Below are 13,973 nucleotides of genomic sequence, written 5' to 3' on the forward strand. Positions count from 1 at the left end.
TGCAGGGGGGACCCTGTGGGAGAGTAGGACGCCGCCGAACAATTCTTAGAAGGGGAAAGCCCCGTGCCATTCGGCACGGGGCTTTCCGCGTTTAGAGGGGCCTTGGGCCCCTTTCTTTTTCTTTCTGCCCTTCTTCCTCAGAGGCGTCCCGCTGCCTTCAGGGCGAGGTAGGCGTCCGCCAGGGCCGGTGCCAGGTTGTCCGGGGTCGCTTCGACGACCGTGACGCCGTGGCGGCGGAGCTGGTCCGCGGTGCGGTCGCGTTCGGTCTGGGCCTGGGCGGCTGCCGCTGCCTCGTACACTGCGTCGGCGTTTCCGCGGGCCTTGGACATCTGGGCCAGGTGCGGGTCGGCGACCGAGGCGAGCAGGACCGTGTGGCGCTGGGTGAGCTGGGCCAGCACGGGGAGCAGGCCCTCCTCGATGGGCGCCGCGTCGAGCGTCGTGAACAGGACGATCAGGGAGCGGCGAGGGGCTGTGCGCAGGGCCGTGGACGTGAGGCTTCGGGCGTCGGTCTCGACGAGTTCCGGTTCGAGGGTGGCCATGGCGTTGACCAGGGAGGGGAGGACGTCCCCTGCCGAGCGGCCCTGTACGAGGGCGCGGAGGCGGCGGTCGTGGGCGAGGAGGTCGACGCGGTCGCCGGCCCGGGAGGCAAGGGCTGCGAGGAGCAGCGCCGCATCCATGGAGGCGTCCAGGCGGGGGACGTCGCCGACCCGGCCCGCGGAGGTGCGGCCGGTGTCGAGGACCAGCAGGATGTGCCGGTCGCGCTCGGGGCGCCACGTACGTACGGCCACGGCGGACTGGCGGGCTGTGGCACGCCAGTCGATGGAGCGGGTGTCGTCGCCGGGGACGTACGCGCGCAGGCTGTCGAACTCCGTGCCTTCGCCGCGGGTGAGGACGCTGGTGCGGCCGTCCAGTTCGCGCAGGCGGGCCAGCTTGGACGGCAGGTGCTTGCGGCTGGTGAACGGCGGCAGCACACGGACCGTCCAGGGGATCACGTGGGCGCCCTGGCGGGCGAACAGGCCGAGCGGACCGTAGGACCGGACGGTGACGCGGTCGGCCCGGCGGTCGCCCCGGCGGGTCGGGCGCAGCCGGGTGGTGATGCGCCGGCGCTCACCCGCGGGGACCGTGAGACGGTGCCGGGAGGCCGCCACCTCGGTGCCCGGCTGCCAGCTGCTGGGGGGCCAGGCGTCACGGATACGGGCCCGGAGCGGGCGACGGGACGTGTTGGTGACCGTCAGGGTGATGTCGGCGGTGTCGCCCAGGCGTACCGAGGTGTCGCCGGAGCGGCTGAGGCCGAGCCGGCGCACGGGGGCGGCCAGGGCGAAGTCGCAGGCACAGGCCACCGCCAGGGGGGCATTGACGGCGAGGAGGCCCGTCCAGCCCGGTTCCCAGAGGCCGACGGGGAGAGAGCCGAGTGCCGCCAGGAGGGCGGCGCGTCCGGTGAGGGCCATCAGCGGGGGACGGGGACGTGGGTGAGGATCGCGTTGATGACCGAGTCGGTCGTGACGCCTTCCATCTCGGCCTCCGGCCGGAGCTGTACACGGTGGCGGAGGGTGGGGAGGGCGAGAGCCTTCACGTCGTCGGGGATGACGTAGTCGCGTCCCGTCAGCCAGGCCCAGGCGCGGGCGGTGGACAGGAGGGCGGTGGCTCCTCGGGGGGAGACGCCGAGGGAGAGGGACGGCGACTCGCGCGTGGCGCGGCAGATGTCGACGACGTAGGCGGTGATCTCGGGGGAGACCGTCGTCTTCGCGACCGCGGCGCGGGCCGTTTCCAGGTCGGCGGCGGTCGCGACGGGGCGTACGCCGGCGGCGCGCAGGTCCTGGGGGTTGAAGCCCTCGGTGTGGCGGGTGAGGACGTCGATCTCGTCCTGCCGGGAGGGCAGCGGGATCGTGAGTTTGAGGAGGAAGCGGTCGAGCTGGGCTTCGGGGAGGGGGTAGGTGCCCTCGTACTCCACGGGGTTCTGGGTGGCGGCGACCAGGAAGGGGTCGGGGAGGAGGCGGGGGGTGCCGTCGACGGTGACCTGGCGCTCCTCCATGGCCTCCAGAAGGGACGCCTGGGTCTTCGGGGGCGTGCGGTTGATCTCGTCCGCGAGGAGGAGGTTGGTGAAGACCGGGCCGGGCTGGAAGGAGAACTCGGAGGTGCGGGCGTCGTAGACCAGGGAGCCGGTGACGTCGCTCGGCATCAGGTCGGGGGTGAACTGGACGCGCTTGGTGTCGAGGTCCAGGGCGGCGGCGAGGGTGCGGACGAGCAGGGTCTTGGCGACACCGGGGACGCCTTCGAGGAGGACGTGCCCGCGGCACAGCAGGGCGACGGCGAGGCCGGTGACAGCGGGGTCCTGGCCGACCACGGCTTTGGCGATCTCGGCGCGCAGGGCTTCCAGGGAGGCACGGGCGGCGGCCGGGTCCCCGGTGTGCGCGGCGTTGTCAGTGGTCGGGTCCATCATGGACGGCGTACCTCTCTTTCGAGGGCGTCGAGTCGGTCGGCGAGGGCTGTCAGAGCTGCGTCGTCGCCGGGTGGCGGGCCGAACAGGAGATCGTGCAGGGACTGCCCGTCGCCGTGGAGGCGGGTGGACAGGGCGGGAAGCAGGGTCTCGGGCGTGTGTGCCTGGGACACGGGGATGCCTGCGAGGGGGGCGAGGCGCGTGCGGGTGGTGGAGCGGAGAGCGGTGGCCGCGCGGTCGCGGGCGTTCGCCTTGCGGTAGAGACGGGCGCGGCCTTCGACGGTTTCGGAGGCGCGGATCGCGACGGGGAGTCTTTCGGGCACGAGCGGGCCGAGCCGGCGTGCCCGCCACAGGGCGGCCAGGGCCGCCGCGACGAAGAGCTGCGCGGTGCCCCAGAGCCAGCCGGAGGGGAGCAGGTCGAAGAAGCCGCGTTCGCCCTCTTCGGCGGCGGCGGAGGCATCGGCGAGGGAGGGGAGGTACCAGACCAGATGAGGGTGGGAGCCGAGGAGCTGGAGGGCGAGCGAGGCATTGCCGTGCTCGTCGAGGCGGTCGTTGAGGAGAATGTCGGGGGCGCCGAGGAGGACCGTGTCGCCGGTCCCGGAGGCCGCCGGGACGCGCACGAGGGTGGCCAGGCGCTCACTGGGGTAGCACTCGTCGGCGTCGAGATGGGTGGTGGTGTAGCGGATGCCGCCTGTGTCGGCGGTGCCCGCGCTGCGGGCGGCGGGCAGGGTGCAGACCGGGTCGAGGGTGGAGCCGAAGCTGGTGGCCGGGTCGGCGACGACGCCCGGGGCGAGCCGGTCGACGGACGCGCTGCCGGAGGAGACCAGGACGGTGCGGCCGCCGGAGTCGGCGAAGGCGGAGTGCAGCCGCGACTGCTGGCGGTGCGTCAGGAGGTCGGGGGCGGCGACCAGGAGGGTCGTGTCGGGTTTCGCGGCGGCCGACGCCTCTTCCAGGGTGGTGACCACGCGCGTGTCCACACCGCGGTCGGCCAGGAGTTCGGCGACCGCGCGGCTGCCGAGGGGGTCGGCGGAGCGCGGGTCGAGTTCGCCGTGCTGGGCGCCGGAGCGGACCACGGCGATGACGACGGCGGCCACGACCAGCAGCGCGAGCGCGAGGACGACACCTCGCGCGCGGGTCCACACCTGGCGTGCGGTGGGCGAGGCCGAGGTGGAGGGGAGCGGTACCTCGGTCGTCATCCGGCGGCTCCCTGGCGGGCGTTGTCGTCCGTGGCGCTGTCGCTGTGGTTCCGGTCACCGGCGGAGGTGCTCGCGAGCCGGGGTTTGGTCCGTTCCAGGTCGCGGTCGAGTTCGGTGATCTGCCGGTACGACTCTTCCGTCGCGGTGCGGCCGCCGTATGTCACGTCGTCGAAGTTCCGGGCCGCGGTGTGCAGCCGGCCGGTGTGGGCGGGCAGGGCGCGGCCGGCTTCCGCGGCGGCCTCGTCGGCGGTGCGGCCGGGGTGGAGGTCGAGCAGAGCGCGTTCCTCCAGGGCGCGGACGACGGCACGCATGCGTTCCTGGACGGCCTGGTTCCAGTGGCCCTGGACGGCGTGCGCCTCGGCGGCCGCGCGGTGCTCGGCGGCGCTGCGGGGGCGGTCGTCGAACAGCACGGGAGCGGAGGCCGGTCCCCGGCGTGGGGTCCCCAGGCGCCACCACAGGGCCCCCAGGACGGCGAGCACGGCGACGACGATGACGATCAGCCCGAGCGTACCGCCGGGCGCCGCGGTGGAGGCGGCGTCGAACAGCTTGCTGACCCATTCCCAGAAGGCGTTCAGGGCCCGCTGGAACCAGCTGGGGTCGTTCTCGTGGTACATCTGCTTGGACAGTTCGCGTCGGGCCGCCTCCCGCGCGGGGTCACGCGGGATGGTGACGGGCGGCTCGCCGTCACCGCGCAACAGCGCCGGGACTGCGCTGCCGGCGGCTTCGGGCAGTGTCTGCGCCGATATGAGTACGGTGAGCACTCCCCCCACGGTGTGCACCCCGTCAGCTCCCCGGAACGGCGCCGGGCCCGTAGCCCTGGATGCCGGCGGCGCGGCCCAGTTCGAGGTCGAGGGCCTCGCGGCGGATGCGCTGGTCGATGTAGAGGAGCACGGCGACGCCGGCCTGGATCGGGTACGTGATCATGGAGCCGACGACCGCGCCGACCCCGGTGATGATGAGGAACGTCCAGCCGATGTCGCCGCCGGCGCTGTTGAGGAAGCCGGTGACGCCGCCGTCGGTGACGGTCATGGCGATCACGGTGAAGGGGATGACGATGATCGACGCGACGAAGCCCGCGATGATCATCGCGAGCAGCTGGATGCCGAAGATCCGCCACCAGGAGCCGCGCACCAGCTTCGCGGAACGGCTCATCGCCTTCAGGACGCCCTGCTTCTCCAGCATCAGCGTCGGAGAGGCCAGCGAGTAGCGGATCATCAGCCACAGGGCGACGATGCCGGCGCCGAGGATGCCCAGGACGCTGAGTACCACCGCGCCCGCACCGCCGACCGTGGCGGCCATGACGATGCCCGGCAGCGCGCCCACCGCGACGACGGCCACGGTGATGAGCAACAGCAGGCAGATCAGGCCGAACAGCCTCAGGACCTGGGGGCGGGCGTCGCGCCAGGCCTCGGCGGCGGTGACCGACGTGCCGAGTACGGCGCGGCTGGTGACGGTGGTGAGCAGAGCGGTGGCGGCGATGGTGCCGATCAGGGTGACGACGTAGACGATCCCGCTGTTGATCAGGGAGTCGCCCATGGCGGCGGTCAGCTCGTCGAAGGTGGCGCTCGGGTCGCTGAGGGCGGCGGAGCTGGGGCTGTCCAGGAAGAACCCCTGGACGAGGACGACGACGATCTCGGTGAGGACGGCGACGGTCAGCGCGATGCCGAGGACCGTGCGCCAGTGGGTGCGCATGGTGGAGACCGCGCCGTCGAGGATCTCGCCCACGCCGAGCGGACGGAGCGGGATCACACCGGGCTTGGCCGCGGGCGGGGGACCGCCCCAGCCTCCTCCCCAGGACCCGTAGCCGCCGGGACCGCCGTAGCCGCCTTGTCCCCCGGGCCCGCCGTATCCGGGCCCGCCGGGGGGCGGGGCGCCCCAGCCCGGCGGAGGCTGTGGGGGAGTCCGGCCGGGGTCCGTTGCGCCGGGTCGGCCGGTGGGCGCGGACCACTGGCTCGGCGGCTGTTCCTTCGACCAGCCCGGCCCCTGCGGGGCGGGCTGCTCGGGGTTCGGGCGCTCTGCGGGCTCGGCAGACCCGGACGCACCCGGCCCCTGCCCTTCGGAGGGGGCGGATCCGGGCGAAGCCCAGCCCGGAGTGTCGTTCATCGTCGCTCCTTCACGGTGCCCGTCCGCGGTCGCGGCGGCAGGTTCGCTGCCATCGTGCCATGGGGTGGTCGACGACGGACCGGCCGAGGTGAGGACTGTGCCTTCAATTGTCCACGTTCCAGAAGGCAGACTGGCCGCATGGCTGATCAGTACGCGCACAATGGCGATCACAAGCGGCCGACCGACATCCCGGTGATCCGCTGGGAGGAACCACCGGAAGGGCCCGTCCTGGTGCTGCTCGACCAGACCAGGCTGCCGGCCGAGGAGGTGGAGCTCGTCTGCACGGACGCCCCCGCGCTCGTGGAGGCGATCCGCTCGCTCGCCGTGCGTGGTGCGCCACTGCTGGGCATCGCCGGGGCGTACGGCGTCGCCCTCGCCGCCGTACGGGGCTTCGACGTGGACGACGCCGCCGCCGCGCTGGAGGGTGCCCGGCCCACCGCGGTGAACCTCGGGGTGGGGGTGCGCCGGGCCCTGAGTGCCCACCAGGGTGCTCTCGCCCGCGGTGGCGATCTCCGGGAGGCGGCCGGGGCCGCGCTGGCCGCGGCACGGCAGCTGCACCGCGAGGACGCCGAGGCCAGCGCCCGGATGGCCCGGCACGGGCTGGCGCTGCTGGACGAGCTGATGCCCGGTGGCGGGCACCGGATCCTCACCCACTGCAACACCGGTTCGCTGGTGTCGGGCGGTGAGGGCACGGCGTTCGCGGTGGCGCTGGCCGCGCACCGGGCGGGCAGGCTCAGGCGGCTGTGGGTGGACGAAACGCGCCCGTTGCTGCAAGGTGCTCGCCTGACGGCATACGAGGCCGCCCGCAGCGGCATGGCGTACACGCTGCTCACCGACAGTGCGGCGGGATCGCTGTTCGCGGCGGGTGAGGTGGACGCGGTACTGATAGGGGCGGACCGCATCGCGGCCGACGGTTCGGTGGCGAACAAGGTGGGGAGCTATCCGCTCGCCGTGCTCGCGCGGTACCACCACGTGCCGTTCATAGTGGTGGCACCGGTGACGACGGTCGATCCCCGCACACCGGACGGGGCGTCCATCGAGGTCGAGCAGCGCCCCGGCCATGAAGTGACCGAGGTCACGGCACCGCAGGTGCCGATGGCCGGAACCGAAGCGGGAGGCGGGATTCTTGTGGCACCCCTGGGGACCCAGGCGTACAACCCGGCGTTCGACGTGACACCACCGGAATTGGTCACGGCGATCGTCACGGAGGAAGGTGCCGTCTCACCCGTGACGGCAGAGGCCCTGGCCGCACTGTGTGCCAGGTCACGCCAGGTCACGAATAGCTAATGGGATGATGTCGTTTATGAAGGGACGAGTCCTTGTCGTCGACGACGACACCGCACTGGCCGAGATGCTCGGCATTGTGCTGCGTGGTGAAGGTTTTGAGCCGTCTTTCGTAGCCGACGGTGACAAGGCGCTGGCCGCTTTCCGTGAGGCCAAGCCCGATCTGGTGCTGCTGGATCTGATGCTGCCGGGCCGGGACGGTATCGAGGTGTGCCGCCTGATCAGGGCGGAGTCCGGGGTGCCGATCGTGATGCTCACGGCGAAGAGCGACACCGTCGATGTCGTGGTCGGCCTGGAGTCCGGCGCCGACGACTACATCGTCAAGCCGTTCAAGCCGAAGGAGCTGGTCGCCCGGATCCGGGCGCGGCTGCGCAGGTCGGAGGAGCCGGCGCCGGAACAGCTCGCCATCGGCGACCTGGTGATCGACGTGGCCGGGCACTCCGTGAAGCGGGAGGGGCAGTCGATCGCGCTGACCCCGCTGGAGTTCGACCTGCTGGTCGCGCTGGCCCGCAAGCCCTGGCAGGTGTTCACGCGCGAGGTGCTCCTCGAGCAGGTCTGGGGGTACCGCCACGCGGCCGACACCCGGCTGGTGAACGTCCATGTCCAGCGGCTGCGCTCCAAGGTCGAGAAGGACCCGGAGAAGCCGGAGATCGTGGTGACCGTCCGTGGCGTCGGCTACAAGGCAGGACCGAGCTGACATGTCCGGTGACAGCGCCGCTTCGGGCTCCGGCCGGTCCGGGGACCGACCGGAGCGGCCTGTCGGCCGGACGTCCCGGGGCCGCTCCTCGGGGCGTTCCCGCTGGGGGCGACCCCGGGAGGGCGGGCTGCTCCAGGGCGGAGTCCAGGGCAGCCCGGTCATCCGCCTGTTCGTGCGCTGGGTGCGCCGGCCGCTGCTGCCCGTCATGCGGCTGTGGCGGCGCAACATCCAGCTCAAGGTCGTCGTCACCACGCTGCTGATGTCGCTGGGCGTGGTCCTGCTGCTGGGCTTCGTCGTCATCGGCCAGGTGCGCAACGGCCTGCTGGACGCCAAGGTGAAGGCGTCCCAGAGCCAGGCCACCGGCGGGTTCGCGGTGGCCAAGCAGCAGGCCGACGAGGCCGCGAGCGGCACCGGCGAGGACACGTCCGCGGTGGACGGCCGGTCCTCGCAGAGCGTCATCCAGTGGATGAGCGACCTCGTGGAGTCGCTCTCCAGCGGCGGCCAGGGGGCCTTCGACGTGGTCACCCTGCCCATGGGCGACGAGAGCGGCGGCGGGCGCGGTCCGCGCGCCTCGGGACACGTCGACCCGGCGGCGAGCGTGCCCGGCAATCTGCGGGACCGGATCGACGACAGCACCGGGGCCGCGCAGCGGTACACGCGGATCGTCTACAGCGACGGCGCCGACTCCCAGCCCGGTCTGGTCATCGGCAAACAGGTCAACGACCCCAACGGTGATCCGTACCAGCTGTACTACCTCTTCCCGCTGACGCAGGAGGAGAAGTCGCTGAGCCTGGTCAAGGGCACGCTGGCGACCGCCGGTCTGTTCGTCGTCGTCCTCCTCGGGGCCATCGCCTGGCTCGTGGTGCGGCAGGTCGTGACGCCGGTGCGGATGGCGGCCGGGATCGCGGAGCGGCTGTCCGCCGGACGGCTCCAGGAACGGATGAAGGTCACCGGCGAGGACGACATCGCGCGGCTCGGCGAGGCCTTCAACAAGATGGCGCAGAACCTCCAGCTGAAGATCAACCAGCTCGAGGACCTGTCGCGGATGCAGCGCCGGTTCGTGTCGGACGTGTCCCACGAACTGCGGACACCGCTGACGACCGTACGGATGGCGGCGGACGTCATCCATGAGGCGCGTGAGGACTTCGACCCGGTGACCGCCCGGTCGGCCGAACTGCTCGCCGACCAGATCGACCGGTTCGAGTCACTGCTCTCGGACCTGCTGGAGATCAGCCGCTTCGACGCGGGCGCGGCCGCCCTGGAGGCGGAGCCGGTCGACCTGCGGATCGTCGTACGGCGTGTGGTCAGCGGGGCCGAGCCGCTCGCCGAGCGCAAGGGCACGCAGATCAAGGTGGTCGGCGACCAGCAGCCCGTCGTCGCCGAGGCCGACACCCGGCGCGTGGAGCGCGTCCTGCGCAACCTCGTCGTCAACGCCGTGGAGCACGGCGACGGCAAGGACGTCGTCGTCAAGCTCGCCGCGGCGGGCGGGGCGGTCGCGATCGCGGTGCGGGACTACGGCGTCGGGCTCAAGCCCGGTGAGGCGACCCGGGTCTTCAGCCGTTTCTGGCGGGCGGACCCGGCACGCGCACGGACCACGGGCGGCACCGGGCTGGGGCTGTCCATCGCCCTGGAGGACGCGCGGTTGCACGGCGGCTGGCTCCAGGCATGGGGCGAGCCGGGCGGCGGCTCGCAGTTCCGGCTGACCCTGCCCCGGACGGCGGACGAGCCGCTGCGGGGCTCTCCGATACCGCTGGAGCCCAGGGACTCGCGGCGCAACCGCGGACTCGACGACGCCGGTGCGCCGCAGGGCGGCGGGGACGGCGAGAAGCGGGCCACCCTGCCCGCACCGTCCGCGGACACCGAGGGCTCGGCCCGCGCGGCCCGCGATCCGCTCGGCCCGCTGTCGGCCGCCGTGACACCCACGGCCGACCCGACGGCGCTGCCCGGCAACGGCGCGCGCGTGGTGTCGCGGCCGGCCGCGGGCGCGCCGCCCCGGGAGAATCCGGCGGGACCGGCCACCGGGGACGCGGCGCCTGCCGACGCGGGTGACGTGGACGAACTGGATGAACTGGACGAGCTGGACGGCCTGGACGATGTGGACGGCCTGGAGGGGCTCGACGGCCTCGGGGACAGGCAGGGGGAGGCTTCGCGTGGGCGGTGAGCGCGCAGGACGCGGCCGAAGGACGCCGGCACGGATGATCGCGTACGCCACCAGCGGTGCCGTACTGCTGGCCGGGTGCGCCTCGATGCCCGACAGCGGGGATCTGCGGGGCGTGGAGTCCACGCCCCGGCAGGACGCGCAGGTGCGGGTGTTCGCGATGCCGCCGAGCGAGGACGCGCCGCCCACACAGATCGTGCAGGGCTTCCTCGAGGCGCTGACGAGCGACGATCCGGACTACAGGACCGCGCGCCAGTATCTGACCGCCGAGGCGGCCGAGGCCTGGAAACCCGAGCTGTCCACCACGGTGCTGGCGGACGGGCCGGGCGCGCAGGCCGACCCGCCGGGCCGGGAGGAATCCGGCGAGGTCTCCTTCACCCTGACCGGCGAGAAGGTCGCCACCGTGGACGCGCAGCAGGCGTACGCGTCCGCCACCGGGTCGTACGACAAGCTCGTGCATCTCACGCAGGACGCGAAGAGCGGGCAGTGGCGCATCGACGGGGTGCCGCAGGGCGTCGTCATGGGGAAGTCGGACTTCCAGCGCAACTACATGTCCGTCAGTAAGTACTACTTCGCCTCGAACAGCGTGAGGGCCGCCGCGGACGGGCCGCCGATGGCGGTCGCCGACCCGGTGTACGTCCGCAGCCATGTGGAGCCCACCACCCAGATGGTGCGTTCCCTCCTGGGCGGGCCCACGGCCTGGCTGGACCCGGTCGTCAGGTCGAGCTTCCCCGAGGGCGTGGCGCTGCGCGAGGACGCCGGACCGCTGACGGCGGACGACCGCGGCAAGCTGACCGTGCCGCTCAACGGCAAGGCGGCCGGCACCGGCACCAAGCAGTGCAAGGAGATGGCCGCCCAGCTGCTGTTCACGCTGCGCAACCTCAGCCCCGCCGTGGACGAGGTCGAGCTGCGGGCCGACGGGAGGCAGCTGTGCTCGCTGAGCCAGGAGGCCACCGGGACCGTGGCCGACCGGGGTTCGTTGAACAGCCCCGACTACCTGTACTTCGTCGACGGGGAGCACCGGCTGGTGCGGATCCCCGCCGACAACGAGGCCACCCAGCCGGAACCGGTGCCCGGAGCGCTCGGCGAGGGTGAGACCTCGCTGCGGTCGGTGGCCGTCTCGCGGGACGAACGCATGGCGGCCGGGGTCGCGCTCGACGGGGGGTCGCTGTACGTCGGATCGATCGTGCCGGGCGGTTCGCTCGGGGAGCCCGTGCTGAGCAGCCGGGGCAAGTCCGAGGACGACCGGCTGACCGCGCCCAGCTGGGACGCGCAGGGCGGCCTGTGGGTGGCCGACCGGGACCCCGCCGATCCGCGGCTGTTCCTCCTCGAGGAGGGTGAGGGCGAGCCGCTGGAGGTGCGCACTCCAGGTCTGGACGGGCGTATCCAGGCGGTCCGGGTGGCCGCCGACGGGGTCAGGATCGCGCTCGTCGTGGCGAAGGGCGACCGGCGCTCGCTGATGATCGGACGGATCGAGCGGAGCGGGACGAACGGCCAGGAGGGACCGGCCGGGCCGGCCGAGAAGACCGGCGCGCGGCCCACCGTCACCGTGCTGCAGATGCGGCCCGCGACGCCCGAGTTGGAGAAGGTCACCGCCATGTCGTGGACCGGCGACAGCCGGCTCGTCGTGGTCGGGCGCGAGGAGGGAGGGGTGGAGCAGATGCGGTACGTCGAGGTCGACGGCTCCGTACCGGAGGTCCCGCAGCCCGCCGCCCTGACCGGAGTCGAGGCGGTCACCGCGTCCGCCGACGAACAGATGCCGCTGGTGGCGCACTCGGTGGACGGGATCGTCCGGCTGCCCTCGGGAGCCCAGTGGCAGAAGGTGACGGAAGGGATCGCGCCGGTCTATCCGGGGTGAGCGCTCACCGGCCGAGAGCCGGGCGCGCCGGGCGGGGCCGAAGTCACCGGCCGAGAGCCGGGCGCGCCGGGCGGGGCCGGTGGAGTTTTCCACAGGGGTGGCCGGGTGCGGTGGGCCTTGGCACAGTGGGGTCATGCGGGGTTGGTGGCAGGACCTTTCCGACCTGGTGCTTCCTGCCGAGTGCGGCGGATGCGGCAGGCCCCGTGCGGTGCTGTGCACCCGGTGCCGTACGGCGCTGAGCGGTGCCGCGCCTCGCCGGGTGCGGCCCGAGCCGGAGCCGGCCGGACTGCCGGTGACGCACGCCGCGGCCCGGTACACGGACGAGGTGCGCGCCGCGCTGCTGGCCCACAAGGAACGCGGTGCGCTGGCCCTGACCCGGCCGCTGGGCGAAGCCCTGGCGGGAGCGGTGCGCGCGGGGCTGCGGGAGGTGACGAGGCCGGGCCCGGGCGGGCCGGCGGGGCCGGACCACGGCGAGCACGGCACGGTGCTGCTGGTGCCCGTGCCGTCCGCGCCACGGGCCGTGCGGGCCCGTGGCCATGACCCGGCCCTGCGGATCGCCCGGGCGGCGGCGGGTGTGCTGCGGCGGCAGGGGGTACCCGCTTCAGTGCTTCCCGCGCTGCGGCAGCGGCGCGGAGTGGCCGACCAGTCGGGACTCGACGCCCGGCAGCGGCTGGCCAATCTCGCCGGCGCGCTGGCGGTGGCGCCGGGCTGCGGCCGGCTGTTGCGCGGTGGGCAGGTCGTCCTCGTGGACGACCTGATGACCACCGGGGCGTCGCTGGCGGAGGCCGCGCGGGCGGTGCGGACCGTGATGCGGGCCCCGGACGCGGTGGATCACCCGGTCTCCACCGGGACGCGTACGCGAGCGTGCATGCGAACGCGTGCGGAGGTGCGTACGGGAGTGGGCGCACAGGTGCGGGTACAAGCGGATCCCGGGGCCGATTCGAGTATTTCGGCGCCCGCGTTCGTGTACAGAGGTGGAAGGTGGGAAAGGAGAGGGGAACAACGAAACGGACCGGCTCACGTGAGGGCGGGTCGGCGGTCCGGGCGGTCAGTGGGTACGTCGGGTACGGACAGGGCCGACCGGCCCATTGACGTCAAGTGCGCTGCGATTGTTGCGGCTTCACCGGATTCTTTCGAAATAAACCGGAACTGACGGGGAACTTGCATCGTTGCAGGTAGTGAGAGCATTAATTCACCTGAACGGAGGTATGCGGTAGGAGAGGGTGACGACATCCGTCCGGGCGAGATATGTTCGGTCGTGAGGGAAAGCCGCAGGCCACACCTCTCGAATCGGAATGCCGTGCTGCGGGTTTTTCATAATCACCCGGGCCGGTGGACTGGAGATCTCGCCCATGGGGGAGGAGGCGGAAGTCGCCGAGTCCGAGGTTCCGGTGCTGACCGGATCCTGGTGCAAAAGGGAGACGCTCCGCAGCGAGGCGGAGTGATCCGGGAACGGAGTTCTGCGTGGACATCGTCGTCAAGGGCCGCAAGACCGAGGTGCCCGAGCGGTTCCGGAAGCACGTGGCCGAGAAGCTGAAGCTGGAGAAGATCCAGAAGCTCGACGGCAAGGTGATCAGCCTCGACGTCGAGGTGTCCAAGGAGCCCAACCCCCGACAGGCCGACCGCAGTGCCCGAGTGGAGATCACGCTCCATTCCCGCGGTCCGGTGATCCGGGCGGAGGCAGCGGCGGGCGACCCGTACGCGGCGCTCGACCTGGCAGCGGAGAAGCTGGACGCCCGGCTGCGCAAGCAGCACGACAAGCGTTACTCACGGCGCGGAGCGCGCAGGATCTCGGCAGCGGAGGTCCCCGCCCACGTCCCCGACGCGGCGACACTCAACGGGACGGGGGCACTGGCCGCCGACGAGACGTCGGAGGCCGTCCCCACCAAGAAGATCGGTTCGCTGGAGGTGCAGGGCGAGGGGCCCCTCATCGTCCGCGAGAAGACCCACGTGGCAGCCCCCATGACCCTGGACCAGGCGCTCTACGAGATGGAGCTGGTCGGGCACGACTTCTATCTGTTCGTCGATTCCGAGACCAAGGAACCCAGTGTCGTCTACCGACGGCACGCCTACGACTACGGCGTGATCCACCTCAGCACGGACACCATGGTCACGCAGCCGCATGCTCCCGAGGCGGGCGGGACGCTCGGCGGCTGACCGAGCCGAGTCACAGCTGGACCGGTGCCCCTGGTGCGCGCATGTGCGCCCCCAGGGGCACCGGTGTGCGACCACTTCGCACA

At 72.5% G+C, this 13,973-nt stretch carries 11 protein-coding genes; 6 read left to right on the forward strand and 5 right to left on the reverse strand.

What is annotated here, in order from left to right; translation table 11 throughout:
- Positions 1–137 precede the first annotated feature (137 nt).
- The 5 genes from ACIF80_RS36750 to ACIF80_RS36770 are packed head-to-tail and all read right to left on the reverse strand — an operon-like array spanning position 138 to position 5,736.
- On the reverse strand, positions 138–1,448 hold the full coding sequence (locus tag ACIF80_RS36750) for a DUF58 domain-containing protein (protein ID WP_399813200.1): 1,311 nt from the start codon (positions 1,446–1,448) through the stop codon (positions 138–140).
- Positions 1,448–2,437, reverse strand: coding sequence for an AAA family ATPase (locus tag ACIF80_RS36755; protein ID WP_399813241.1), 990 nt, complete (start codon positions 2,435–2,437; stop codon positions 1,448–1,450). Before ACIF80_RS36755 ends, ACIF80_RS36750 begins: the two co-directional genes overlap by 1 nt.
- Positions 2,437–3,633, reverse strand: coding sequence for a DUF4350 domain-containing protein (locus ACIF80_RS36760; RefSeq protein ID WP_399813203.1), 1,197 nt, complete (start codon positions 3,631–3,633; stop codon positions 2,437–2,439). Before ACIF80_RS36760 ends, ACIF80_RS36755 begins: the two co-directional genes overlap by 1 nt.
- Positions 3,630–4,364 (reverse strand): DUF4129 domain-containing protein, encoded by a 735-nt coding sequence (locus ACIF80_RS36765; RefSeq protein WP_399813243.1) that lies wholly within the window; start codon positions 4,362–4,364, stop codon positions 3,630–3,632. The genes ACIF80_RS36760 and ACIF80_RS36765 overlap by 4 nt, the downstream gene beginning before the upstream one ends.
- Before the next feature lie 52 nt (positions 4,365–4,416).
- Entirely contained in the window at positions 4,417–5,736 is a 1,320-nt protein-coding gene (locus tag ACIF80_RS36770; RefSeq protein ID WP_399813206.1) for a hypothetical protein, read from the reverse strand.
- Positions 5,737–5,874: 138 nt separating this feature from the next.
- On the opposite strand from ACIF80_RS36770, the gene mtnA reads away from it, so the two are divergent.
- The 6 genes from mtnA to hpf all read left to right on the forward strand — a co-directional run bounded on the left by mtnA (position 5,875) and on the right by hpf (position 13,890).
- On the forward strand, positions 5,875–7,023 hold the full coding sequence (gene mtnA, locus ACIF80_RS36775) for an S-methyl-5-thioribose-1-phosphate isomerase (protein WP_399813209.1): 1,149 nt from the start codon (positions 5,875–5,877) through the stop codon (positions 7,021–7,023).
- A 4-nt stretch (positions 7,024–7,027) separates the two neighbouring features.
- Positions 7,028–7,717, forward strand: coding sequence for a two-component system response regulator MtrA (mtrA, locus tag ACIF80_RS36780; RefSeq protein ID WP_193478414.1), 690 nt, complete (start codon positions 7,028–7,030; stop codon positions 7,715–7,717).
- A gap of 1 nt (position 7,718) precedes the next feature.
- Entirely contained in the window at positions 7,719–9,878 is a 2,160-nt protein-coding gene (gene mtrB, locus ACIF80_RS36785) for an MtrAB system histidine kinase MtrB (protein WP_399813212.1), read from the forward strand.
- Positions 9,868–11,733, forward strand: a complete 1,866-nt coding sequence (locus ACIF80_RS36790; RefSeq protein WP_399813215.1) for an LpqB family beta-propeller domain-containing protein — start codon at positions 9,868–9,870, stop codon at positions 11,731–11,733. Before mtrB ends, ACIF80_RS36790 begins: the two co-directional genes overlap by 11 nt.
- A 133-nt stretch (positions 11,734–11,866) precedes the next feature.
- Complete coding sequence (locus ACIF80_RS36795) at positions 11,867–12,886, forward strand: ComF family protein (protein ID WP_399813217.1); 1,020 nt, start codon at positions 11,867–11,869, stop codon at positions 12,884–12,886.
- Between the two features lie 311 nt (positions 12,887–13,197).
- Complete coding sequence (hpf, locus tag ACIF80_RS36800; RefSeq protein ID WP_399813220.1) at positions 13,198–13,890, forward strand: ribosome hibernation-promoting factor, HPF/YfiA family; 693 nt, start codon at positions 13,198–13,200, stop codon at positions 13,888–13,890.
- The last annotated feature ends 83 nt before the right edge of the window (positions 13,891–13,973 follow it).

Origin of the sequence: Streptomyces sp. NPDC085927, from assembly GCF_044540975.1 — a bacterium.
GTDB lineage: Bacteria > Actinomycetota > Actinomycetes > Streptomycetales > Streptomycetaceae > Streptomyces > Streptomyces hirsutus.

What these genes read in the sequence shown, in the direction of transcription:
- ACIF80_RS36750 (WP_399813200.1), bottom strand. Translation starts at nt 1,448, where the DNA reads ATGGCCCTCACCGGACGCGCCGCCCTCCTGGCGGCACTCGGCTCTCTC.
- ACIF80_RS36755 (WP_399813241.1), bottom strand. Translation starts at nt 2,437, where the DNA reads ATGGACCCGACCACTGACAACGCCGCGCACACCGGGGACCCGGCCGCC.
- ACIF80_RS36760 (WP_399813203.1), bottom strand. Translation starts at nt 3,633, where the DNA reads ATGACGACCGAGGTACCGCTCCCCTCCACCTCGGCCTCGCCCACCGCA.
- ACIF80_RS36770 (WP_399813206.1), bottom strand. Translation starts at nt 5,736, where the DNA reads ATGAACGACACTCCGGGCTGGGCTTCGCCCGGATCCGCCCCCTCCGAA.
- mtnA (WP_399813209.1), top strand. Translation starts at nt 5,875, where the DNA reads ATGGCTGATCAGTACGCGCACAATGGCGATCACAAGCGGCCGACCGAC.
- mtrA (WP_193478414.1), top strand. Translation starts at nt 7,028, where the DNA reads ATGATGTCGTTTATGAAGGGACGAGTCCTTGTCGTCGACGACGACACC.
- mtrB (WP_399813212.1), top strand. Translation starts at nt 7,719, where the DNA reads ATGTCCGGTGACAGCGCCGCTTCGGGCTCCGGCCGGTCCGGGGACCGA.
- ACIF80_RS36795 (WP_399813217.1), top strand. Translation starts at nt 11,867, where the DNA reads ATGCGGGGTTGGTGGCAGGACCTTTCCGACCTGGTGCTTCCTGCCGAG.